The 21,699-nt window shown below is 62.6% G+C and carries 21 protein-coding genes and 1 pseudogene; 14 read left to right on the top strand and 8 right to left on the bottom strand.

Features of this window, described 5'->3' with window-relative positions; all coding sequences use genetic code 11:
* Window position 1: 1 nt before the first annotated feature.
* On the bottom strand, window positions 2-1,204 hold the full coding sequence (locus X728_RS148950) for an aromatic ring-hydroxylating dioxygenase subunit alpha (RefSeq protein ID WP_023696407.1): 1,203 nt from the start codon (window positions 1,202-1,204) through the stop codon (window positions 2-4).
* A gap of 502 nt (window positions 1,205-1,706) precedes the next feature.
* Here X728_RS148950 and X728_RS148955 point away from each other — a divergent pair.
* The gene (locus tag X728_RS148955; protein ID WP_023670066.1) at window positions 1,707-2,087 is read left to right on the top strand and encodes a hypothetical protein; all 381 of its coding nucleotides are present in this window, start codon (window positions 1,707-1,709) and stop codon (window positions 2,085-2,087) included.
* 235 nt (window positions 2,088-2,322) lie between these two features.
* On the opposite strand, the gene X728_RS148960 is transcribed toward X728_RS148955, so the two are convergent.
* Both X728_RS148960 and X728_RS148965 read right to left on the bottom strand, forming a co-directional pair.
* Window positions 2,323-4,413 carry a hybrid sensor histidine kinase/response regulator gene (locus X728_RS148960; RefSeq protein ID WP_023670065.1) on the bottom strand — a complete coding sequence of 697 codons (2,091 nt, stop codon included), beginning with the start codon at window positions 4,411-4,413 and terminating at the stop codon, window positions 2,323-2,325.
* A 222-nt stretch (window positions 4,414-4,635) separates the two neighbouring features.
* Window positions 4,636-5,364: a response regulator transcription factor gene (locus X728_RS148965; protein WP_023670064.1), complete on the bottom strand. Its 729-nt coding sequence runs from the start codon at window positions 5,362-5,364 to the stop codon at window positions 4,636-4,638.
* A gap of 94 nt (window positions 5,365-5,458) precedes the next feature.
* Between X728_RS148965 and X728_RS148970 the strand changes: the two genes are divergently transcribed.
* On the top strand, window positions 5,459-6,163 hold the full coding sequence (locus X728_RS148970; protein ID WP_023670063.1) for a response regulator transcription factor: 705 nt from the start codon (window positions 5,459-5,461) through the stop codon (window positions 6,161-6,163).
* Between the two features lie 71 nt (window positions 6,164-6,234).
* Here X728_RS148970 and X728_RS1000000169105 read toward each other — a convergent pair whose 3' ends face one another.
* On the bottom strand, window positions 6,235-6,405 hold the full coding sequence (locus X728_RS1000000169105) for a hypothetical protein (protein WP_023670062.1): 171 nt from the start codon (window positions 6,403-6,405) through the stop codon (window positions 6,235-6,237).
* Between the two features lie 33 nt (window positions 6,406-6,438).
* Window positions 6,439-6,771: a hypothetical protein gene (locus tag X728_RS148975; RefSeq protein WP_023670061.1), complete on the bottom strand. Its 333-nt coding sequence runs from the start codon at window positions 6,769-6,771 to the stop codon at window positions 6,439-6,441.
* Between the two features lie 331 nt (window positions 6,772-7,102).
* Here X728_RS148975 and X728_RS148980 point away from each other — a divergent pair, with 331 nt between their 5' ends.
* Window positions 7,103-7,564: a L,D-transpeptidase gene (locus X728_RS148980; RefSeq protein WP_023683946.1), complete on the top strand. Its 462-nt coding sequence runs from the start codon at window positions 7,103-7,105 to the stop codon at window positions 7,562-7,564.
* A 163-nt stretch (window positions 7,565-7,727) separates the two neighbouring features.
* On the opposite strand, the gene X728_RS148985 is transcribed toward X728_RS148980, so the two are convergent.
* Both X728_RS148985 and X728_RS148990 read right to left on the bottom strand, forming a co-directional pair.
* Complete coding sequence (locus X728_RS148985) at window positions 7,728-10,811, bottom strand: efflux RND transporter permease subunit (RefSeq protein WP_023696405.1); 3,084 nt, start codon at window positions 10,809-10,811, stop codon at window positions 7,728-7,730.
* Window positions 10,808-12,112 (bottom strand): efflux RND transporter periplasmic adaptor subunit, encoded by a 1,305-nt coding sequence (locus X728_RS148990; RefSeq protein ID WP_023735209.1) that lies wholly within the window; start codon window positions 12,110-12,112, stop codon window positions 10,808-10,810. Before X728_RS148990 ends, X728_RS148985 begins: the two co-directional genes overlap by 4 nt.
* Before the next feature lie 149 nt (window positions 12,113-12,261).
* Here X728_RS148990 and X728_RS148995 point away from each other — a divergent pair, with 149 nt between their 5' ends.
* The 9 genes and pseudogenes from X728_RS148995 to X728_RS01000000166860 all read left to right on the top strand — a co-directional run bounded on the left by X728_RS148995 (window position 12,262) and on the right by X728_RS01000000166860 (window position 20,465).
* Window positions 12,262-12,798, top strand: a complete 537-nt coding sequence (locus X728_RS148995; protein ID WP_023831992.1) for a TetR family transcriptional regulator — start codon at window positions 12,262-12,264, stop codon at window positions 12,796-12,798.
* Window positions 12,799-13,128: 330 nt separating this feature from the next.
* Complete coding sequence (locus X728_RS149000) at window positions 13,129-13,917, top strand: 3-hydroxybutyrate dehydrogenase (protein ID WP_023806556.1); 789 nt, start codon at window positions 13,129-13,131, stop codon at window positions 13,915-13,917.
* 75 nt (window positions 13,918-13,992) lie between these two features.
* On the top strand, window positions 13,993-14,259 hold the full coding sequence (locus tag X728_RS149005; RefSeq protein ID WP_023806557.1) for a metal-sensing transcriptional repressor: 267 nt from the start codon (window positions 13,993-13,995) through the stop codon (window positions 14,257-14,259).
* A pseudogene (locus X728_RS149010) lies at window positions 14,256-15,224 on the top strand (cation diffusion facilitator family transporter); the annotation flags it as partial. The gene X728_RS149005 and the pseudogene X728_RS149010, both read left to right, overlap by 4 nt.
* 108 nt (window positions 15,225-15,332) lie before the next feature.
* Window positions 15,333-16,046: an ABC transporter permease gene (locus tag X728_RS149015; RefSeq protein WP_023831991.1), complete on the top strand. Its 714-nt coding sequence runs from the start codon at window positions 15,333-15,335 to the stop codon at window positions 16,044-16,046.
* A 144-nt stretch (window positions 16,047-16,190) separates the two neighbouring features.
* Window positions 16,191-17,009: a sulfurtransferase/chromate resistance protein gene (locus tag X728_RS149020; RefSeq protein WP_023806560.1), complete on the top strand. Its 819-nt coding sequence runs from the start codon at window positions 16,191-16,193 to the stop codon at window positions 17,007-17,009.
* Window positions 17,006-18,391, top strand: a complete 1,386-nt coding sequence (gene chrA, locus X728_RS149025) for a chromate efflux transporter (protein WP_023831990.1) — start codon at window positions 17,006-17,008, stop codon at window positions 18,389-18,391. Before X728_RS149020 ends, chrA begins: the two co-directional genes overlap by 4 nt.
* 236 nt (window positions 18,392-18,627) lie before the next feature.
* On the top strand, window positions 18,628-19,614 hold the full coding sequence (locus X728_RS149030; protein WP_023831989.1) for a methyltransferase: 987 nt from the start codon (window positions 18,628-18,630) through the stop codon (window positions 19,612-19,614).
* Between the two features lie 377 nt (window positions 19,615-19,991).
* Window positions 19,992-20,465 (top strand): pilus assembly protein TadG-related protein, encoded by a 474-nt coding sequence (locus X728_RS01000000166860; protein WP_245266157.1) that lies wholly within the window; start codon window positions 19,992-19,994, stop codon window positions 20,463-20,465.
* A gap of 37 nt (window positions 20,466-20,502) precedes the next feature.
* Here X728_RS01000000166860 and X728_RS1000000171630 read toward each other — a convergent pair whose 3' ends face one another.
* Entirely contained in the window at window positions 20,503-20,655 is a 153-nt protein-coding gene (locus tag X728_RS1000000171630) for a hypothetical protein (RefSeq protein WP_245266156.1), read from the bottom strand.
* Between the two features lie 396 nt (window positions 20,656-21,051).
* On the opposite strand from X728_RS1000000171630, the gene X728_RS1000000171045 reads away from it, so the two are divergent.
* Window positions 21,052-21,498 carry a hypothetical protein gene (locus X728_RS1000000171045; protein WP_050589922.1) on the top strand — a complete coding sequence of 149 codons (447 nt, stop codon included), beginning with the start codon at window positions 21,052-21,054 and terminating at the stop codon, window positions 21,496-21,498.
* A 4-nt stretch (window positions 21,499-21,502) separates the two neighbouring features.
* Window positions 21,503-21,699: TadE/TadG family type IV pilus assembly protein (locus X728_RS149035; RefSeq protein ID WP_031195629.1), on the top strand; the 197-nt coding region annotated here is incomplete at its 3' end.

Below are 21,699 nucleotides of genomic sequence, written 5' to 3'. Positions count from 1 at the left end.
CCTACACCTGCGAGCGCATAGCCTCATTGAGGTTCCACATGTCCTTCTCCTCCGGCGCCGTCTCCAGGCCCAGCACCGGGATCTGCTTGCGCAGATGGTCGTGGTGGGTGCGCACACCGTATTCGAGGTCGGAGAGATAAAAACCCTCGAAGGCCTCCGAGATCATGGACTCGTTTGACCAGACGGAAAGCTGCACGTCCTCGTTCATGGTATCGCGGTCGATGCGGTAGGCGAGATAGCGGGCGGCCGCCTGTTCCCGGGTCTCGTCGGGGTAGCGGTAGATGGCGCCGCGCAGCAGCGTCTCGCCGGTCGACAGCGGGAACTCCTGATAGAACTGCACCGATTCCGGCATGATCGACAGCGCGTTGTTGGGGAAGATGCCGTAATAGATCCAGGCCCTGCGCAGATGCTCCGGCAGGTGTGAGGCATCGGGCGTGAGCTTGATGTATTCGCGCACGCTCCAGCGCCGGCCGGCATGCGGATTGTAGGTGGCAAACGAGCGCGACACGCCGTTGATGAACGGCTCGTCGAAATAGGTCGAGCCGTAGAGATCCTGCAGCGCCGGATGCGCCATGGCGACGTGGTAGCCTTCATTGTCGACGTCGCGCACCGACTTCCAGTTGACCGGCGTTTTCTGTGTCCAGATGCCCCAGGACGGCACCATCTCGGCCACGTTGTAGTGTGCCATCTCGGCCTCGATCGGCTTCAACAGTTCGGCCACCGAAGGCTGCGGGCCGCCCTTGCGAAAGCGGACAAAGATGAAGCCCATCCATATCTCAAGGTCGAGCGGCATCAGGCCGAATTCGGTCTTGTCGAGCTCGGGGAAGGAGCGCGGCCGGGCGGCGCCGCGCAGCGTGCCGTCGAGATTGTAGACCCAGCCATGGAACGGGCAGACCAGCGCGTTCTTGCAGGTGCCCTGGCTGTCGGCGACGACGCGGCTGCCGCGATGCCGGCACATGTTGTTGAAGGCGCGCACGACGCCGTCCTTGCCGCGCACGATGAGCGCCCGCTCGCCGACCACGTCCATAGTCAGATAGTCGCCGGCATTCGGCACGTCGCAGACATGGCCGGCGATCTGCCAATGGTTGCGGAAGACGTATTCCTTCTCAAGTTCGAGAAGCGCGTCGGAGTGATAACTCCAGCCCGGCAGACCCCGCCGGTCCCAATCATTGGGGATCGCCACGTCACGGAGATGCGGGTTCATAAAAAGCTCTTCTTTTATTGAATACTCATTCAATAAAACCATATTTTACATTGAAATGCAATGGCTTGTAGAAATCACAACTTTTCAAGTCGGCACAACAGGACCAGCTGAAAGCCAGAAAGTCCCGGAATATCCGGGCGTTAACCGGGGGCGTGAAATAGCTGTCCGGCATGCGGATTTGGCCGTGCCGAGCTTGCAAACACGGCCCGCTCCGAGACGAAAATACCTGGCGTCCGCAAATTCGATCCGCAGTGTGAGCTTGTTCATAGTGCGGCCGACAGGAAGCGGGCTTGGTGCGTTCGCGGCCCGCCTGTCGTCAACATTTGATTGCCCGCATGAAACAGCTTCGCAAACGCATCTTGCCGTCGGCACATGACCGGATCTGTCCGGATATGCCCGAATTTCTTGTTTCAAACCTGTTACGCGGGCAAGCCAAGCGCATCATTCGCCCGTTACCAGGCGCGCTTAGGTTCGTTTCATAAGAAAACGAAGGGGAGCAGCAATGCATACGAAAGTCGAGATCACCAGCAACGAACGACGCGCCAAACTGGCACTGCGTCAGCGCGCCAGCGACCATCCGGTTGCGATGTTCTCCATGCTGGGCGCCTGCGCTCTGGCCGTCATGTTCCTGACACCGGCTTCCGGTCCGGCTTTTGCTTCGCTCAACCCGCCGGCCAATGTTGTCCAGGGCGCGCCGACCACCATCAAGACCGCCCGGCTGCCGGAGCCGGAAATCGATTTTGCCTGCCAGGGTCAGGCCTGGGGCGCCGAGAGCGCGGAGTGCCTGCGCGTCATCGCCGCCCAGTCCGGCGTGCACAAGGCGCGTTCCGTCCGCATGATCGCCAACGCAGCGCCGCTGACCACGACACCCAACGTTTTCTGAACCTCCCGAGCGCTTCCTCCCGCGCTCGTTCTTGGCTCCCGCCGCTTCCCTCGGTCGGGAGCCTCTTTTTTAGGGCCTATCGATATTCGGGTGAGGCCGGCCTGCGCATGGAGGTTCCCTGCGCTTCCGGTGCTCGCGTACTTCAAGTACGCTCCGCTCCGGTTCTCGGGAACCACCATTCTCGACTCGGCCTGACCCGAATCTCGATAGACCCTACATGGGTGCTTCCGAAAACTTAGCCGGCGGCGGCGACCTGGTCGGCTATTGCCGAGAGTACGCCGCGGACGTCCAGCGTCGAGAACGGCTTTTCCAGGATTTGCGGGCGCTGCGGCGCCGGCAAGGCTTCGATCTCGGCCTTGGCGCCGATCAGGTCGCCGGTGACCAGCACGAAGCGTTTGGCCAGCGCCAGGTTGTCGGCGAGCAATTCGCGGTAGATGGCAATGCCGCTGGTGCCGGGCATGCGCAAGTCGGAAAAGACGATGTCTGGCGGCATGTGGCCGGTCAAGGTCGCCGCCGCCGACGTCCAGGCCGGCACGACCCGCGACTTGATACCCATCAGTTCCAGGATGTCGGAGAGGGAGCCGGCGACGTCGGGTTCGTCGTCGATGATCAGCGCATGGCGCAAGCCGCTGGAACGAGCCGGGCTGTCGCCGGCTGCTGCCGCGCCGCCGGTGATTACCGGCAGCTGGACGACGAAGCGCGCGCCACGCGGCAGCACCTCCTCGAACCAGATATTGCCGTTGTGGCGCTCGACGATCGATTTCGAGATCGACAGGCCGATGCCGGTGCCGACGCCGACCGGCTTGGTGGTGAAATAGGATTCGAAGATGCGGCTGCGGATCGCCTCGGGAATGCCCGGTCCGTTGTCCTCGACCGAAAACCCGGGGTTGCCGCGATCGCTGCGGAATGTCCGCACCTTGATCAGGCGGTCGCCGCCGATACCGGCCAGAGCGTGTTGGCTGTTGATCAGGAAATTGGCGGCCACCTGCGTGACGTGGTCGGCATCGGCCATCGCCAGCAGCGGGCCGGGCGCGAAATCGGTGTCGATGATGATGCCGCTCGAGCGTGCGCCATAGGCGGTTACTTCGAGTGCGGCGCGGATCACCTGGTTGAGATCGGTCTCGGCCTGCGCCGCCGGATGCAGGCGCACCATCGACAGGAAGCTTTTGACGATGCGGCCGCAGCGCTCGGCAGCGGCGCGCACTTTCTCGGCGCGAACCTTGGTCTGCGGGTCGGTGGCGAATTCATGCAGCAGCGTCGACTGCGCAACGACCACGGCGAGCGGGTTGTTGAGCTCGTGCGAAACACCGGCCAGCAACGAACCCATCGCCGCCATCTTCTCGTTCTGGTGCAGTTTTTCGCGCTGGCGGTTGATCTCTTCTTCGGCGCGCAGCTTATCGCGCAGATCGCGGATCGAACCGAAGATGAGCTGACGGTCAGCCACCCGCATCTCGGTCGCCGTCAATTCGATGGGAAACACCTCGCCGGCCGCATTCTGTGTCACGGTCTCAAGCCGTTGGCCAACCATCGGCGCGCCGCGGCCAGACATGTATTCGGCGCCCGAGACATAGCCCTTGCGGTAATATTCCGGCACCACGGTATCGAGCAGGTCCTTGCCGAGGATGTCGCTGCGCTGATAGCCGAACATCTTTTCGGCGGCCGGATTGAATTCGATGATCGAGCCGGTCTCGTCGATGACGATGATGGCGTCGAGCGACGCCTGCAGCATGGTGCGGCGGATGACTTCGCTGGCATGGGCGTCGGACGGCGAGTGCTCGATGGCGTCGCCGATGGCGAGCGCGATGATGTGCATCGTCGCCTCTTCCTCTTCGGTCCATTCGCGCTCGTTTAGGCAGTCATTGACCGCGAACGTGCCCCACAGATGACCGTGCGCGAACACCGATACCGACAGGAACGACTTGATGTGCTGCTTTTCGAAATCGGCCCTGAGGAACCCGTCGAGATCGCGCGTATGGCCGGCGAAGATCTTGCCTTGCCGCTCGTCCTCTCCAATCCGCTCCAGCAGCGGATCGGTATCGACGATCGACTGCATGATCACCGTCGGCGAAGCCAGTTCGCCGCCGAAGCGAGGATCGATCCAGTAGGCGGCGACCGATTGGGCGAAGCCCTGGCCGGGCAATTCGCGCAGCCTGAACAGGATGCCGCGCTGGCAATTCATGGCGCTGCAGAGCGTTTCGAGGATGGTTTCCATCTCGCGCTGCCAGTCGCCGGCATCGCGCAACCGGCGGACGACGCGCACAGCCGCCATCGCGGCGCTCTGGCGAGCGCCTTGCGGGTCCATACGTGGTGCTGGTTCAGCGGTCATGTCAGCCATCAGTAAAGGGCCGTCGAATTAGGCAGCTATGGAGCATTTCACGAAAAAGGTGAAACGCTCCATGTTTCAATGCAATCCCGAACGGAAATCGCTACGCACTGTTCCTGGAATTGCTAGAGCGTTTCACCGTTTCACGGAAACGGAGAAGCCTCTATCTCTTTGTTTTTACGCAATTCCGGGCGGAAAACCGCGTACACTTTTCCTGTAATTGCTCTAGTGCCCGTCACCGGTCGGCAGCGAGAAGATATAGCCTTCGCCGCGCACTGTGCGCAAAAATTTCGGATTGGCCGGATCGGTTTCGATCTTCTTGCGCAGCCGCATGATGCGAATGTCGACGGCGCGCGACGATTCAGGATCCTCAACAAAACCAATCGCCTCGGAGATCGCCGATCGCGTCAACAGCCGGTTGGCGCGGGTCAGGAAAACCTCCAGCACATCGAACTCGCTCTTGGCCATGTCGATGACGGCGCCGTTGGCGCCGGTGACAAGCCTGCCGTCGAGGTCGGCCTGGAACGGGCCGAAGGTCAGGCGGCGGCCGCCATCGGCTTGTGTCTTCGCCGCCTGGGGCGGGCTCGGCTGCGGAACGCGGCGCAGCACGCTGCGCACACGAGCCAGCACCTCACGCAACTCGTAGGGCTTGACGATGTAGTCGTCGGCGCCAAGCTCCAGCCCGACAATGCGGTCGAGTGCGGTGCCGGCAGCCGTGGCATAGATGATGCCGACCGGTATTTTCGAGCGCAGCCAGCGGCCGAGCGACAGTCCGTCCTCGCCCGGCATGGCGATGTCGAGAATGGCCAAATGAAACGATTCCGTCTCCAGCAAGGCGCGCGCCTCGGCCGCGCTTCCGGCCTGGGTCACATCGTAGCCGTTGGCGCCGAGATACTCGGCGACCGCGTCCCGGAGATCGGGCTCGTCCTCGACGATGACAATCCGTGCCCGCACTATGGCCTCGCTCCCGCTTTCAGCGGAAAGTAGATTGGGTATAAACATGATGTCCAGCACTCATATCCGGTTGCGGGGGAACGGGAAGAAAAACATGGCTGCACGATCCGTCATCGCGCTGGTTTCCGTCGCCGATGTGGTGGCCGGCGATCTTGCCGATCATCTCGACCGGCGCGGCCATGACGTGCGCGAGGCGCGGCAGCCCTGGGAAGCTGAATCCCTGCTTTCGGCCGGAGGCATCGATATCGTCATCGTCGGCGACAGCCTCAGCCAGGCGGAAGGGCGGGACCTGCTCAGGCGTTATGGCGGCGGCCAGAGCGCGGACGGGAAGGCGGGGCCGGATTTCATCCTGATCTGCCGGCCGGCCGATCTGGTCGACAAGGTGCTGGCGCTCGAGCTTGGCGCCGCAGATGTCGTCGAAAGTCCGCTCAATGTCAGGGAGCTTGCCGCGCGCATCGGCGGCCTGCTGACGCGGCGCGGCAGGTCCGCCCAGGAACTGATCGTGCTGGAAAATGCCACCGTCGATTTGCGGTCGGCCATCGTCATGCACCGTTCGGGTACGGAAGAACAGCTGTCGCCGGGCCAGGTGGCGCTGCTCAGGCTGTTTCTGGCCAGCCCGCGCAAGGTGCTGACGCGCGACGACATCATTGCGGCGGCGCCCGCCGAAAATGCCGATGCCTTCGACCGCTCGATCGATTCGCGCATCGTGCGGCTGCGCCGCAAGCTCGACACCGAAACCATCACAACTATACGCGGCGCAGGCTACCGGTTCGACCCGCCGACGCAGCGCGCCGACTGAGGGTCGGGAGGCTGGATTGTTCCTCGGCTCGCCCAAAAAAGCTGCGCAATCTCGGGCGCCATGCATAGGCGTCAGCGCACCACCAGAAGCGATGGTCCCGACGGCAATTCGCTGGCGACTACGATTTCGCTGGCGGCATGCGCGCGGTCCTTCAGGAGAACCGTGGCGAGACCGGCAAAGCCGAGCAGGCCTTGTGCATAGAGCAGTACCGAAAGCACGGAGGCTGCAGATTTCGTCTTCATCGGTTGTCCCCAAAAATCAGAACCGCGGGTGCTTCAGGATAAACCCGAAGTGCCCGCGTCGCCCACGGAGCCCCCCGTTGCGACGCGGGCCTTCGGTCCTCTCGGCAGCAAGTTGCCGGAGGGGCCGCGCATCCACTTCAACCCGAGGCCGACCCGCCAGAGGGCCCTGAGACGGTTGATGCGCAGACTGGAGACAATCCAGACCAAGGCTATGAACAGCGCGGCATGCAGCGTCGAAATCTCACCCGAATTCATCACCGCCAGTTTCGTCATCGGGGTGCCGGCTACTGTGCCGATGCCGCCGACGACAAATGCGGCGATGCTTATCCTGAAGAGCCAGGACAGGGTGGTCGATTTGATGCTCATTTTCGTTGGCGCCGGCTGTTCTCGTTGGGATGACTGTGCCGCGAGCCTGTAACCAGATCATGCCGCCCAGGCCGCGCTTTGTTGCAAGTCGGTTTCGAGCGAAGCCAATCTTCTTTCATATAAGGACATCAGCACTTTCGTTTGGGGGCGCGGTGCGTGATCGGGAGTGCGCAGCGAAGGCGGAGCACGCTTCCCTTGTCCACCTTGCTTGTTAACCAGAGGAAACAGATTCGAAACACAAACGAGCCTCAGCGAAGTCAGTCTGAAACATGGCGCGGGGATAAGGCGGCCACCGAATTGACGCCGGCAGGACCGGCAAAGAGGAGCCATCATGTACAAAGCCATTTCCGCCAAACTCATCAACGTCACCGCCGCAGCCGGCGGCGCCGCGCTTCTGCTTGGCACCGCCAACAGCACCGCCCATGCCGCGGCAAACCAGATCGTGGCGCGTGTTTCGCTGTCGCAGCAGACCATGGAAGTGCTGGTCGATGGCCGGCCGACTTTCGCCTGGAAGGTCTCGACCGGCGACAGTGCGCATGTCACGCCGACCGGCTCGTTCAAGCCGACCCGCATGCACGAGATGTGGCATTCGAAGAAATACGACAACGCGCCGATGCCGCATTCGGTCTTCTTCAGCGGCGGCTACGCCGTGCATGCGACCAACGCCATCAAGCGGCTGGGACGGCCGGCGTCGCATGGCTGCGTGCGGCTGCATCCCGACAATGCCGCCGACTTCTACCAGTTGGTCGAAACCTTCGGCCCGACCAACACCAGCATCGTCATCGTCAAGTAGCAGACTGCGTTTGGAGCGATGGTGCAGCGCAGCCGGCCAGGTCATGCCGCACCGCAAGTTCCCGCCTGAAGCTCCATCAGAGCTTCGCGGTAAATCAATCCAGTCAAAAAAGAGGCCGGAAATTTCCGGCCTCTTTTCGTTTGTTCGCTAACGCCGTTCGCGCTCAGTCCGCGTGCACCGGCATCAGCTTCGGGTCTGGCTTTTCGGCGTGGTGCGGCAGGTCCTTGCTGGCGATGAAGGTGTAGAACATCGGCACCACGAACAGGGTGAACATGGTTCCGACCAGGATGCCGGTGAAGATCACGAGGCCCATCGAATAGCGCGCCGCCGCACCAGCACCACTGGACACGATCAGCGGCACGACGCCGAGCGCCATCGCCGCTGTCGTCATCAGGATCGGCCGCAAGCGCACCTTGGCCGAGGCGACGATCGCATCGCGCCGCCTCATGCCATGCAGCTCGCGCTGCTGGTTGGCGAACTCGACCAGAAGAATGCCATGCTTGGTGATCAGACCTATCAGTGTGATCAGGCCGACCTGCGTGTAGATATTGAGCGTTCCAAGCCCCAGATTGAGCGGCACGATGGCGCCAAAGATCGACAGTGGCACCGCCATCATGATGATCAGCGGGTCGCGGAAGCTTTCGAACTGCGCCGCCAGCACCAGATAGATGACGATTACGGCGGCTGCGAACGCGATAAGGATCGTGTTGCCCTGCTCCTTCTCCTGCCGGGACTGGCCGGAATAATCGATGAAGAAGGTATCGGGCAGGCTCTCCTTGGCAAGGTTCTCCAGGGTCTGCAGCCCGTCGCCCGTGGTGACGCCGGGAAGCGGCAGCGCTGATATCGTCGCCGAGTTCAGCTGGTTGAACTGCTCGATCGCGGCCGGCGCGGCGTTGGTCGAAATCTTCACTACCGCTGAAAGCGGCACCATTTCGCCGGTCACGCTACGCACGAAATATTCGCCGAGCTTCTCGGGATTGTCGCGGAATTCCTTCGGCACCTGCGGGATGATGTCGTAGCTGTTGGAGTCGCGGTCGAACTGAGCCACTTCGGCGCCGCCGACCAGCAGCGTCAGCGTCTGGCCGATGTCGGCGATCGGCAGGTTGAGAGCCGCCGCGCGGTCGCGGTCGATGGTCACCGTCACCTGCGGAGCGTCAAAGGACATCGAGTTTTGCACGACGATGAAGCGGCCGGAGGCCTGCGCCTTGTTCTTAATCTGCTCGGCCGCCTCGTAGACCTCCGCGGAACCACCGGTCGAGCGCACCACCATGGAGATCGGCAGGCCGCCGCCGGAGCCCGGCAGCGTCGGCGGCGCGAAGACGAAGGCCTCGACGCCGGCCACCTTGCCGAGGCGTCCCTGGATATCGGCTTGAAGCTCCTTTGAGTTGCGCTGGCGCTCGGCCCAATCCTTGAAGGCGAAGCCGACAAAGGCGCCGTTGGTGGCGCCGCCAAAGGCAACGGCAGAGAATTGCGCCCTGGTTTCGGGAATGTCCTTCACCAGGCCGAGGATCTGGTTGACGTAGGTCTCGGTGTAGTCCGAGGTCGCGTAGCGCGGTGCCGTCACGATCGACAACAGGAAGCCCTGGTCCTCTTCCGGCGCCAGTTCGCTCGAGGTCTTGGTGAACATGAAGCCGGTGAGCGCAACCAGCGCCACGACCATCAGCAGTGTCACCGGTCGATTTCTCAAGGAGGCGGTGACCGCCCGCTCATAGACATGCTCGACACGGCTGAAGGTTCCGTCGACGACGCGCTGGAAGCGACTGTGCGATCCCGCCTTGAGCAGACGCGCCGCCATCATCGGCGTGATGGTGACGGCTATGAGGCCGGACAGCACCACCGAACCGGCGAGCGTCACCGCGAACTCGCGGAACAGCGCGCCGGTCAGGCCGCCGGTGAAGGCCAGCGGCGCGAACACGGCGGCGAGCGTGATGGTCATGGCCACGATGGCGGAGAAAATCTCGCGCATGCCGTTGAAGGCCGCCTGCATCGGCGACATGTGGTCCTCCTCCATGTGGCGATGAATGTTCTCCACCACCACGATAGCGTCGTCGACGACAAGGCCGATGGCCAGCACCATGGCCAGCAGCGACAGAAGGTTGATCGAATAGCCGACCGCAAACAAAAGAAAGCAGACGCCGACCAGCGACAGCGGGATGGTCACGATCGGCATCATCACCGAGCGGAATGAGCCGAGGAACAACAGGATGACCACGACGACGATGGCGACGGCTTCGGCGATGGTCTTGAACACTTCATCGATCGAGGCGCTGATCTGTTCGGTGGAATCGTAGACGATTTCGATGGTCATGCCTTTCGGCAGCGTCTCTTGAATCAAAGGCACGATCTTGTGGATCGCCTCCGCCGTTGTCAGCGGGTTGGCGGCCGGCGTCGGGAAGATGGCGAGGAAGGTGCCGGGCTTGCCATTGAAGCTCACCCTCGTGTCGGTGCTCTCGGCGGCAAGCTCGACTCGCGCCACGTCGCGCAAGCGCACCACCTGGCCGTCCGTCGAGCGCAGCGGAAGCTCGGCAAAGGCCTCAGGCGTCTGCAGCGTCGAGCGAACCGTGATCGAGGAGACGACATATTCGTTCTCGGTGTTGCCGGGCGCCGACAGGAAGTTGGAGTTGTTGATCGCCGCCAGCACTTCGGCGGCGGTGACGCCACGCGCAGCAAGCTTGACCGGGTCGATCCAGACCCGCATCGAATATTCCTCGGCGCCGAAGATCTGCACGTCGGCGACACCTTCGACCGTCGACATGCGGGGCCGCACGACGCGCTCGATATATTCGGTGAGCTGCTCCTTGCTCATGTTCGGATTCTGCATCGAGATGTACATCATCGCGAACTCTTGGCCGGTGCCCTTGACGATGACCGGGTCCTTGGATGCATCCGGCAAGGTGCCGCGTACGCCCTGCACCTTCGACAGGACCTCGGTGAGCGCGACATCCGGATTGGAGCCGAGCTTCATCTGGACGACCACAGTGCTCGAAGACGGCCGGCTGGACGAGGTGACGTAGTCGATGTTCTCGGTCGAGGCGACGGCCCGCGCGATCGGGGCGGAGATAAAGCCCTGGATCAGGTCGGCGCTGGCGCCGGGATAGGCGGTGGTGATGGTGATCGCCGTCTCGTCAACCTTGGGATACTGCCGGATCGACAGGTTGAAGATGCCCTGGAAACCCAGGAGCAGGATCATGCAGGCGAGGACGGTGGAGAGGACCGGCCGGCGAATGAAGATGTCGGAAAAGTTCATTGCTGAGCCTGCTGGTTAGCCGACTTGCTGGGGTCAATGGTGTTGTCGACAGCGACGGACATGCCGTTGAAGAGACGGTTCTGACCGGCGGTGACGACCTCGTCACCGGCCTTGATGCCCTCGATGATCTCGACCATGCCGTCGTTGCGGCGGCCGGGCTTCACGAACACCTGCGACAGCACGAGCGCCGGCTTTTCCGGTTCTGCCGCGGGCTTCGCGGGGTCGACAGCCGGCTTGTCCGCGGGCTTCGCCGCGGCGTCTTCGGCAGCCGGTTTCGCGCCGGCCGGCTTTGCATCTGCCGCCGGCTTTGCCGCGTCGGCCCCCGCGGCAGGCTTTTCCTCGGGTTTCGCGGCTGGGGCGCCTTCCGCCGGCTTCGCCGGAACGACGACGAAGACGAAGTCGCCATAGAGGCTCGACGTCAATGCCGTCTGCGGCAAGGACAGAATGTTTTTCTCCTGCGGCAGCTCGACGCGAACCTGGACGAACTGGCCGGGCGTCAGCTTGCCGTCAGGGTTGGCGACCTCGCCGCGGACGGACACCAGGCGGCTTGAAGCGTCGATCTTGGGATCGATGCCGCGAATGGAGCCGGCAAACGGCATGTCGGCGCCGCCGCCGGTGCCGCCGAGGCCGAGCCGCACCGCCTGGCCTATCTTGAGCAGCGGCAACTGCTGTTCGGGTACCGAGAAATCGACCCGCATGGTGTCCAGATCCTGCAAGGTCACCACTGCGTTGCCGGGCGAGAGATATTGGCCGAGGTCGATCTTGGGGATGCCCACGGTGCCGGCGAACGGCGCCGTCAGCTGCTTCTGATCAAGCACGGCCTGCAGCTTGTTGACCTGCGCCGCGGAAGCCGATGCAGCGGCTTGAGCGGTGTCGAGCGTGGCGTCCGTGCCGACGCCGCGCCGTTGCAGTTCCAGCGCGCGTTCGAGTGCCGTCTTGTCGGACACGGACTGCGCCTTGGCCGCGACGAGATCCGCGCGTTCGACGGCATCGTCGAGCTGCAGCAGGACCGAATCGACAGGCACCTTCTGGTTGGCATGGAAAAGGATGTCCTTGACGATGCCGCTGGTCTCGACGGTAAGGTCGACACCGCGCACGGCGCGTACCGTGCCGATCGCCTCGACGCCCGGCGTCCAGTCGGAAGGCTTGACGACAACCGTCGATACGGTCGTCGCCGGCGGCTTCATGGTGGCGAAATACTGTTTGATAGCGTTATCGCGGAACAGGTTGAAGCCGACAACGCCGACGCACACCAAAGCGAGCAGAAGCAGAATTGCGGTGATAGAGATGAAGCGCTTCACGAACTGTCCCCTCGGCCGATGTCCGGCAAAATAGCCGAATAGCGGGACACTTATCGACGCCAGGTCCCGATTACAAATGACGGCGAACTTACTGTACCGTCTGGACGGTCTTGTCAATTCCGCCTAGGCTGGTGCGGGGGAAGGGATCGATGAAGACCCGAAGGGCAAATTCGCGCGACAAGATACTCGCCGCCGCCGCCGATGTCGCACGCGAGGCCGGTCCCGGCAGCCTGTCGCTTGACGCCGTCGCCAGCCGCGCCGGCGTGTCGAAAGGCGGCCTGTTATATAACTTTCCGACCAAGGCCAAACTGATGCAGGGCCTGGTGGAGAATTACCTGCGCGCCTTCGAGCTGGCGCTGGAATCGGGCCGTGTCGCCGGCGCCAGCGGCGAGAGCCTCCTCGCCACCTATATCCGGCTCTCGGCGGATGATTGTGAGGAGCCGAAGCCGACGGCTTCGTGGATATTCTCGGCGATCGCCGAGGATCCGGATTTCCTGACGCCGATAAAAGCCTTCAAGTCGCAGCTGCTGCAGCGGCTGAAGAGCGAGACGCCGGACCTGAAGACGCTGCTGGTCTGCTTTCTGGCCATCGAAGGGCTGCGCAGCATGAACCTCTTCGATTCCGACGTGCTTTCCGCCGACGAACGCCGCTTGCTGGTATCGGCCCTGCTGGAGATTGCGGGATAGCTCAAGGCGTCGGATCGAAGAAGCGATACGGGCCGGGCGGAAAGGACGGTTGGTGAGCGGCATGGCATAGGCACGCATCACGACATCGGCGATTTCAAGCTACAGCCCCCTGATTCGTTGGATCGATGGTTCAGGAATGACTGCGCGAATGCGCGGCCGACTATGTTGCGCCGCACCATAACACTGCCGTCAGCCTTGAGACGGCGCTCGGCGAGGCCGGCAAAGCGCGTTTTAGGGCTGTGATGGCGCCGACATATGGTTATGGCGTTGTCATGTTGTGGCGCACAAACTATGTGCCTTTGTAGTCCTCCTAACAGTCGCGAGATCTCCATGGGTTCCCTTTCTTCGAAGAATGCGCTCGTCACCGGATCGACCAGCGGCATTGGCCTGGCCATTGCTCGGGCCCTTGCCGCCGAGGGCGCCAACGTCACGATCAACGGCCTTGGCGAAGCCGCGGCGATCGAACAGGAGCGCGCCGGCATCGAGAAGGATTTCGGCGTCCAGTGCCGCTACTCCGGCGCCAACATGATGGACGGCGCAGCGGTGACCGCCATGGTGCGCGAAGCCGAGCAGGCCTTGGGCAGCCTCGACATTCTGGTCAACAATGCCGGGATACAGCATGTCGCGCCAATCGAGGAGTTTCCCGACGACAAGTGGGAAGCCATCATCCGCATCAATCTGCTTGCCGCCTTTTACGCGATCAAGGCCGTGGTGCCCGGCATGAAGGCGCGCAAATGGGGCCGCATCATCAACACCGCGTCGGCGCATGCACTGGTCGCCTCGCCGTTCAAGTCGGCTTACGTCTCGGCCAAGCACGGCATAGCGGGTCTGACCAAGACGGTAGCGCTGGAAGTCGCGCAGGACGGCATCACCGTCAACGCCATCGCGCCCGGCTATGTCTGGACGTCACTGGTCGAAAGGCAGATCCCCGACACGATGAAGGCGCGCGGCATGACCGAGGAACAGGTCAAGCGCGACGTGCTCCTGGCGGCACAGCCGACGAAGCAATTCGTCACCGTGGAGGAGCTCGCCGCGCTGACGCTGTTTCTGTGCTCGGACTCGGCCAGGCAGATTACCGGCACGACTTTGCCGATGGATGGCGGCTGGACGGCGCAGTAGGCGCGGTCCCCGAGATCAACTCGCCACCACAGACTGCAGATTGACTCATCCCCCCGGGGAGGATAGTCGACTCGCATGACAGACAATACGCATCGGTCGCATCCCGCTATCGTGAAGCGTCTAAAGCGCGCGCAAGGCCACCTTGCGGCAGTGCTCTCCATGTTCGAAGCTCATCGTTCCTGTGTTGACCTCGCACAGCAACTCCATGCCGTGGAAAGCGCCATAAGCAGCGCCAAGCGCGAACTGATCCACGATCATATCGAACATTGCCTGACCGACACCGCCGAGGGCGGAGCGCACGACTCGCTGACTGAACTCAAGCAGCTGGCCAAGTATCTATGAGCGGTCTCGGCAGGCGCACTCTCGACTGGTTCGGTTTCGGTTCGCATGATCATTCTGGCCACGATCATGACCACCACGGTCCGCATGGCCATACACACGGCGTCATCGATGCAACCATCGCGACGACCGATCGAGGCATCTGGGCTATAAAGTGGTCCTTTGTCATCCTGGCGGTCACCGCAGCAATGCAGATGGTCGTGGTGGTTCTCTCGGGAAGCGTAGCCCTTCTTGCCGACACCATTCACAATATTGGAGACGCAACCACTGCCATTCCCTTGTGGGTCGCCTTTATGCTGGCGAGGCGCAAGCCGTCGTCAACCTTCACCTACGGGCTCGGTCGGGTCGAAGACCTTGCCGGTATCATTATCGTGCTGATCATTCTGTTCAGCGCCATCGTCGCCGGGTACCAGGCTATCGAGCGCCTAATCCATCTGCAGGCAGTGACGCATCTCGGTTGGCTGACGACGGCGGGCATCGTCGGCTTCCTCGGCAATGAGGCCGTCGCGGTGTTTCGCATCCGTGTCGGCAGGGAAATCAACAGCGCGGCGCTCGTCGCTGACGGCTACCATGCCCGCACCGACGGTCTCACGAGCCTTGCCGTGGTCATCGGCGCCATCGGCGTGTGGCTCGGATTTCCGCTGGCCGACCCGATCATCGGGCTTCTCATCACGGTCGCCATTTTCGGTATCGTCTGGCAATCGGCGCGCTCAGTGCTCACCCGTATGCTCGACGGCGTCGAGCCGGGTGTGATGGCCGAAATTCATCATGCTGGCGAGCACGTGCCGGGTGCTCACATCATCGATGCCAAGGCCCGCTGGATCGGCCACAAGTTGCACGCCGACATCGCCATCGCCGCAGACGAAACCTTGCCGCTCTCGGAGGCAAACAAGATCACGGCGGCGCTGGAGAATGAATTGTTCGAACACATGCCGGCCCTCGCCGCTGCCAACATCCGTTTTTCGAGCGAATATGGCGCGCACGAGCATCCACACCCTCACGACCACAATCATGGCGAACACCAAAACCAACACTGACGTGCGCAGAAAACCAACCGCGTCTGCTAGTCTAGGCTGATGCTCCAGACGCTCGTCGAATTCCAGCGCACGATCTACCTGGCGCTCGCCGATCAGATAAAACTGCTCTCGGCTGGCGGTGGCTGGCTGGCGTTCCTTGCCTTTCTGCCGATGGGCGTGCTGTTTGGTGCGGCGCATGCCCTGACGCCTGGACATAGCAAAGCCGTTCTGGCCACGTATCTGGCCGGTTCGGACGCGAAGGTTTCGCGCGGTCTCCTGGTGTCGATAACGCTTTCCTTCACGCATGTGACGATCGCGGTGCTGATCGCGGCGTTCTCGTTACCACTGGTATCGATTGCCTTGGGAAGCGTTGGCCGAGCGCCTCTGCTGGAAGACATCAGCCGTGGGTTGCTTGGCCTGATTGGCGTCTGGATGTTGTGGCGCGCAATGAGCCACGGCCACTATCATAAGCACGAGGGCGAAGCCGTTGGGATCATGGCCGGCCTGATCCCATGCCCGCTGACGCTTTTCGTTATGACCTTCGCGATATCCAGAGGCGTTCCGGTTGCCGGCATTCTGTTCGCAACCACCATGATGATCGGCGTGGCCCTGACGCTGTCCAGCGTGGCGGTACTGTCGATCCTGTTTCGGGAACGGCTGGTGCATTTTTTCGACAGCCGGCCACGCTTGTTCGACATAATATCCAGAAGCATCGAAGGTATCGCCGGCTTCATTCTGGCTGGAGTGGCTGTTTGGCAAATTTCTGCGCGCTGAGGACGTTGAAACGAACAGCTAGGTTATGGATTGACAAGCACGAAGGATCGATCCAGCATCATGGCAAGGGGTTCCTTCGCGACGACCCCGTGAGGCGCCAGCCCAAAGATCGCGTCCAAACTCTCACTTCTGGAGGTGGACGCCATGCCGTCAACAACCGCAATCACCGTAGCGCAACTTTCCCGGATTATCGGCCTGCCCGACGCACCTGTTCTTGTCGATGTCCGCATCGACGAGGACTATGATACCGATCCGCGGCTGCTGCCGGCCTCATGCCGGCGCGATTTCAAGACCGTCTCTACCTGGGCGGCCGAGTTCACCGGAGCTCATGTGATCGTTATTTGCCAGAGAGGGCAGAAGCTTTCGCAAGGCGTCGCTGCATGGCTGCGCCATGACGGTGTCACAGCTGAATCGCTCGAAGGCGGCTTCGAGGCCTGGCTGGCGGCAAAGGGACTTCTGGTCAAGGCCGACAAGATACCGCGCCGCGACGATAAGGGCCGCACGGTCTGGGTGACGCGCGCGCGCCCCAAGGTCGATCGCATCGCCTGCCCCTGGCTGATCCGTCGTTTCATCGATCCTTCGGCGGTGTTCCTGTTCGTCGAACCGGCCGAAGTGCTGGCTGCCGCCGATCGTTTCGCTGCGATCCCCTTCGACATCGACGATGTGTTCTGGAGCCATCGCGGCGAGCGCTGCACCTTCGACACCATGATCGAGGAGTTCGAGTTGCGGTCCGAGGCGCTCGATCGTCTTGCTTTGATCGTGCGTGCAGCCGACACGGCGCGCCTCGATCTCATACCGCAGGCGGCAGGGTTCCTCGCGGCATCGCTCGGCCTGTCACGGATGTTTCGCGACGATCTCGAACAGCTTGAGGCAGGCATGTTGCTCTATGACGCGTTTTTCAGGTGGTGCCGCGATGCCACCGACGAAACCCACAACTGGCCGAGCGGGGGCAAAGCGACATGAACGCTTTTGCCGCCGACGACAGTCCGCTCGCTGCACCAGCCACGCCAACCTTTCGCCAAGCCGCGAAACTGTGGGCCAGGATCGGCCTGCTCTCCTTCGGCGGGCCGGCCGGCCAGATCGCGCTGATGCACAAGGAACTGGTCGAGGAGCGCCGCTGGATCGGCGAGCAGCGCTTTCTGCATGCGCTCAACTACTGCATGCTTTTGCCCGGCCCCGAGGCGCAGCAACTGGCGATCTATATCGGCTGGCTGCTGCACCGAACCGCCGGCGGCCTCGTTGCCGGCATCCTGTTCGTGCTGCCCGGTGCGCTTGTCATGCTGGGCCTCAGCGTCTTCTACGTGCTCTACAACGATGCTCCTTTCATCGAGGCGCTGTTCTTCGGCATCAAGGCGGCGGTGCTGGCCGTTGTCGTCGAGGCGGTCATCCGCATCGGCAAACGGGCGCTCAAGAACCGGGTTATGGTGGCGATCGCGGTGGTCGCCTTCCTTGCCATCTATGTCGTCAGGCTGCCGTTTCCGCTCATCATCCTGTTTGCAGGGCTGACCGGCTGGGTTGGCAGCCGCCTGGCGCCCACGCGTTTTTCCGGAGCCGCTCATGGCAAGGGCAATTTGCCTGATGTCAGGGGCGCCGTCGACCTGATGTTCGAGCGCGGCGAACTCGCCCACACCAAGCCGACGAAATGGCACGCGCCGCGCACCATTGCGATCTGGCTGCCGATCTGGCTCGGACCGGTCGTGCTGATCCTGGGTCTGACCGGCCCTGCCAGTGTGTGGACGCAGCTTGGCGGCTTCTTCAGCCTGATGGCGGTGGTCACATTCGGCGGCGCCTACGCCGCACTCTCCTATGTCGCGCAGGCAGCCGTGACGTCGTTCGGCTGGCTCGCCCCCGGCGAGATGGTCGATGGCCTCGGTCTTGCCGAGACGACGCCGGGACCGCTGATCCTGGTGCTGCAATTCGTCGGTTTCGTCGCCGCCTACCGGCACGTCGGCGCGATGAGCCCGTTGCTTGCCGGATCGCTCGGCGCACTACTGACGCTCTGGGTGACGTTCGTGCCGTGCTTCTTCTGGATCTTTCTCGGTGCCCCCTACATCGAGGCGCTGCGCGGCAACAAGGCGCTGTCGGCGGCGCTGAGCGCGATCACGGCGGCAGTCGTGGGCGTGGTGATGAACCTCGCGCTGTGGTTTGCGCTACATGTCATCTTTGGCGCTGTGCACCGTGTCGGCCTTGGGATGGAGGTGCCGGTGCTGTCGTCGCTGAACTGGCGCGCCGCGCTGCTGGCGGCGGCGGCGATGGTCGCCATGCTGAAACTGAAGATCGGCATGCTGCCGACATTAGCCGGCTCGGCGCTGGCCGGACTGGCGCTGCTGGCCTTGCCTGCGTAGCGTTCGAAGGCGCGGCCAGCCATCATCACAGCCGGACTTCCAAGGCATGCCGGGCCGGCGCACAACGGTCGCGGGCGCTGGTGGGATCAGCGCCGGCCCCGGAGATACGCTTTACGTCGAACCCGATACCGCAAGCTGAACCTGCTCGACGCGGAGAGCGGCGCGCTGGTGAACTGATTTGACGAGGTTGGCCGAGCTGTTCAAAGTCGATCCTGGATCGCACAACGGGATATGACATGGTGGATTCCGATGGGATCGACAAGCTGATCGCAGGGGTGCCCCCTGCCTTGGCGCTTTGTGCCGGGCTGGACCTTGGCATCTTCACCCGGCTCGGCGGCGATGCTGCGACTGCCGACAGCCTTGGGGCAGCGCTCAAAGTCGAGCCCGCTCGTCTGTCGCGGCTCCTCTACGCGCTCGCCAGCATCGGTCTCCTCGACGTCAAGGATGGTCAGTTTCGCAACGGAGCCGAAGCGTCGAAGTTTCTCGACGCGTCCAAGCCGACCTATCGCGGCGGCGATCATGTGCTGCTGCGCGAACTCTGGGGAGCCGACCTTTTGACCGCAGAGTCGCTGCGGCAGAACCGGCCGGCCGCGCTGCATGACTTTTCTGAAGCGGGGCCAGAATCCGCAGCGGCCTTCAGCCGCATGCTCGCACCGGGAGGGGTGATTTTCGGCCGGAATCTGGCCCGTGAGCTGGACCTCTCGGCGGTCCGTTCGGTGATCGACATCGGCGGCGGCGCCGGGACCATTCTGGTCGGACTTCGCGAGCGATGGCCGCATATTGCGGCGACTTTGATGGAACTCCCGACGGTCGCAGCGGTCGCACCAGCGATCCTGTCGGAATACGGTGCCGGCGATGTGGTTGTCGAAGAAGGCGACATAACGGTCGCTCCATCGACCGGCCGGCATGACTTGGCAATCCTGAAGGCTGTCGTCCAGGTCCTGCCGCCGGACCAGGCGCGCAGTTCGATCCTGAACGCGGCGCGTTGCCTCACCCAAGGAGGCGAGATCGCAATTGCGGGGTGGGGTGTCGTCGATGACGACCGTCTCGGCCCGCCTGAGGGTGTCTTTCTCAATCTCACCTTCCTGAACCTTTACCGCGCAGGCGAATCGTACACGGAAGGTCAGTATCGCGGGTGGATGGCCGAAGCTGGGTTCCGGGATATCTCCAGGTCGCAGCTGACCGACGGCACCACGTTGTTTCGTGGGCGCCTCACGGACTGATCGTGGCTGGAGTGGTTGGTTTCGGGCGTGTGTGGCCCTCAGAGCCAGCCCCGGACGGATTGCACAAAGTTCCTGAGGCGGCGTGAGCCGATCTTTCCCCTTACCGGGCAGCGCGGTGTCCCCTGTCTTCTCGATAGCTTCTTCGCAGAGGGGGCATTTAAATGTCACTTGGTCGACAACAAAGTTCGCGATAGCGGCATATTTCGCATTCATCGATTCTGGGGCGGTACCTCCGACAGGATGATGCGCGGTCGCTGCAATTGCGCCTAGCACGTTCGACTACGTCGAATCGGAATGGAGTTTTTACACATTCGTTTATCTATTCGTGGTTTCTAATACATATGGCATCCAACGCGTTCACCCGGATTTGGTTTGCTTTGAGCCGCCTAAGGCGCGCCACGAACGGTAACGTTGCCGTCATCGTTGCCTTCACCTTGCCGGTCGTGGTTGGCGGCGCCGGCCTCGGTATGGAGACATCCTTCTGGTATTACAGCAGCCTTAAGCTGCAGGCCGTTGCCGATGCCGCGGCCTATGCCGGTGCGCTCGAGAAAGTCGCGGGTTCCGACAACCCGACCATCATCGCCGCCGCCACGCAGTCCGCGACTTCGAACAATTTCGCCACGCCGGGCACGATCCAGGTCAACACGCCGCCATTGTCCGGCCCGAACACCGCAAAGAAGGCGGTGGAGGTCATCGTCAAGCAGAACCTCGATCGCTACTTCACGGCGATTTTCAACCAGGCGCCCGTTGCCGAACAGGCAAGGGCGGTGGCGCTGATCAATGANATCGCTACTTCACGGCGATTTTCAACCAGGCGCCCGTTGCCGAACAGGCAAGGGCGGTGGCGCTGATCAATGACGCCTCCAAGGCTTGCGTACTCGCGCTTAGTCAGTCGGCCTCCCAGGCTGCGCTCTTTTCCGGCAACACCACCGTAAACCTCACCGGCTGTTCGGTCATGTCGGACTCGATTGCCTCGGACGCCATAAAGACGCAGGGCTCGGCGGTGCTCAAGGCCGACTGCCTGATCACGGTCGGCGGCATNGTCGGCCTCCCAGGCTGCGCTCTTTTCCGGCAACACCACCGTCAACCTCACCGGCTGTTCGGTCATGTCGGACTCGATTGCCTCGGACGCCATAAAGACGCAGGGCTCGGCGGTGCTCAAGGCCGACTGCCTGATCACGGTCGGCGGCATGGTGCTGAACAATCCAGCGACCACGGTCTGCAAGTCCAACATCACCCAGGCCTTGCCGGCAGCCGATCCTTTCTCCAGCCTGGCGGCGCCGACGGCCGGGAACCCGTGCAAGTCTGTCAACGGCAACAAGACGTCGCAAACACTCCAGCCCGGCACCTACTGTAGCGGCATGAGCCTCAGTGGCAACGTCACCCTGCAGCCCGGCGTCTACGTCGTGCAGGNAGCCCGGCACCTACTGTAGCGGCATGAGCCTCAGTGGCAACGTCACCCTGCAGCCCGGCGTCTACGTCGTGCAGGGCGGTATGAAGGTCAACGCCAACGCGGTCGTCGCCGGCAGCGGGGTAACCATCTTCATGGCGGGCAGCAACACTGTCAGCATGAACGGCAACGCCAAGGTGACGCTGAGCGCGCCGACATCCGGAACCTATTCCGGCGTGCTGTTCTACGGCGACAGGACCGGGACCACGGCGCAGAGCACCTTCAACGGCACCGCGGCCTCGCTTTTGACCGGCGCCATCTATTTCCCCAGGCAGCAGGTCAACTACCTTGGCAACTTCTCCGGGAACGGCGGCTGCACTCAGGTCGTCGCCGACACCATCCAGTGGTCCGGCAGTACGACCATCAAGCAGGACTGCACCAGCCTCGGGATGAAGAACATTCCGGCGACGCAATCCGTTCAGCTCGTCGAGTAGCGGGATGGGTGGGCGGACCTTGCGCATTGTCCTGGACAAATCCGGGATAGCTGCCGTGGAGTTTTCCATGTTGCTGCCCATCCTGTGCCTCGTCTGCCTCGGCATCGCCGACGGCTGGTCCTACGTGACGAGTTACCTGCAGATGCGCGCGGGCGTCAAAACCGCGGCCAATCTCGTAATGGCCGGCGCGTCCAATGACAC

Source organism: Mesorhizobium sp. L103C119B0 (assembly GCF_000502235.1).
In the GTDB taxonomy this organism is placed as follows: Bacteria; Pseudomonadota; Alphaproteobacteria; order Rhizobiales; family Rhizobiaceae; genus Mesorhizobium.
This window is presented reverse-complemented; position numbering and strand designations above follow the sequence as displayed.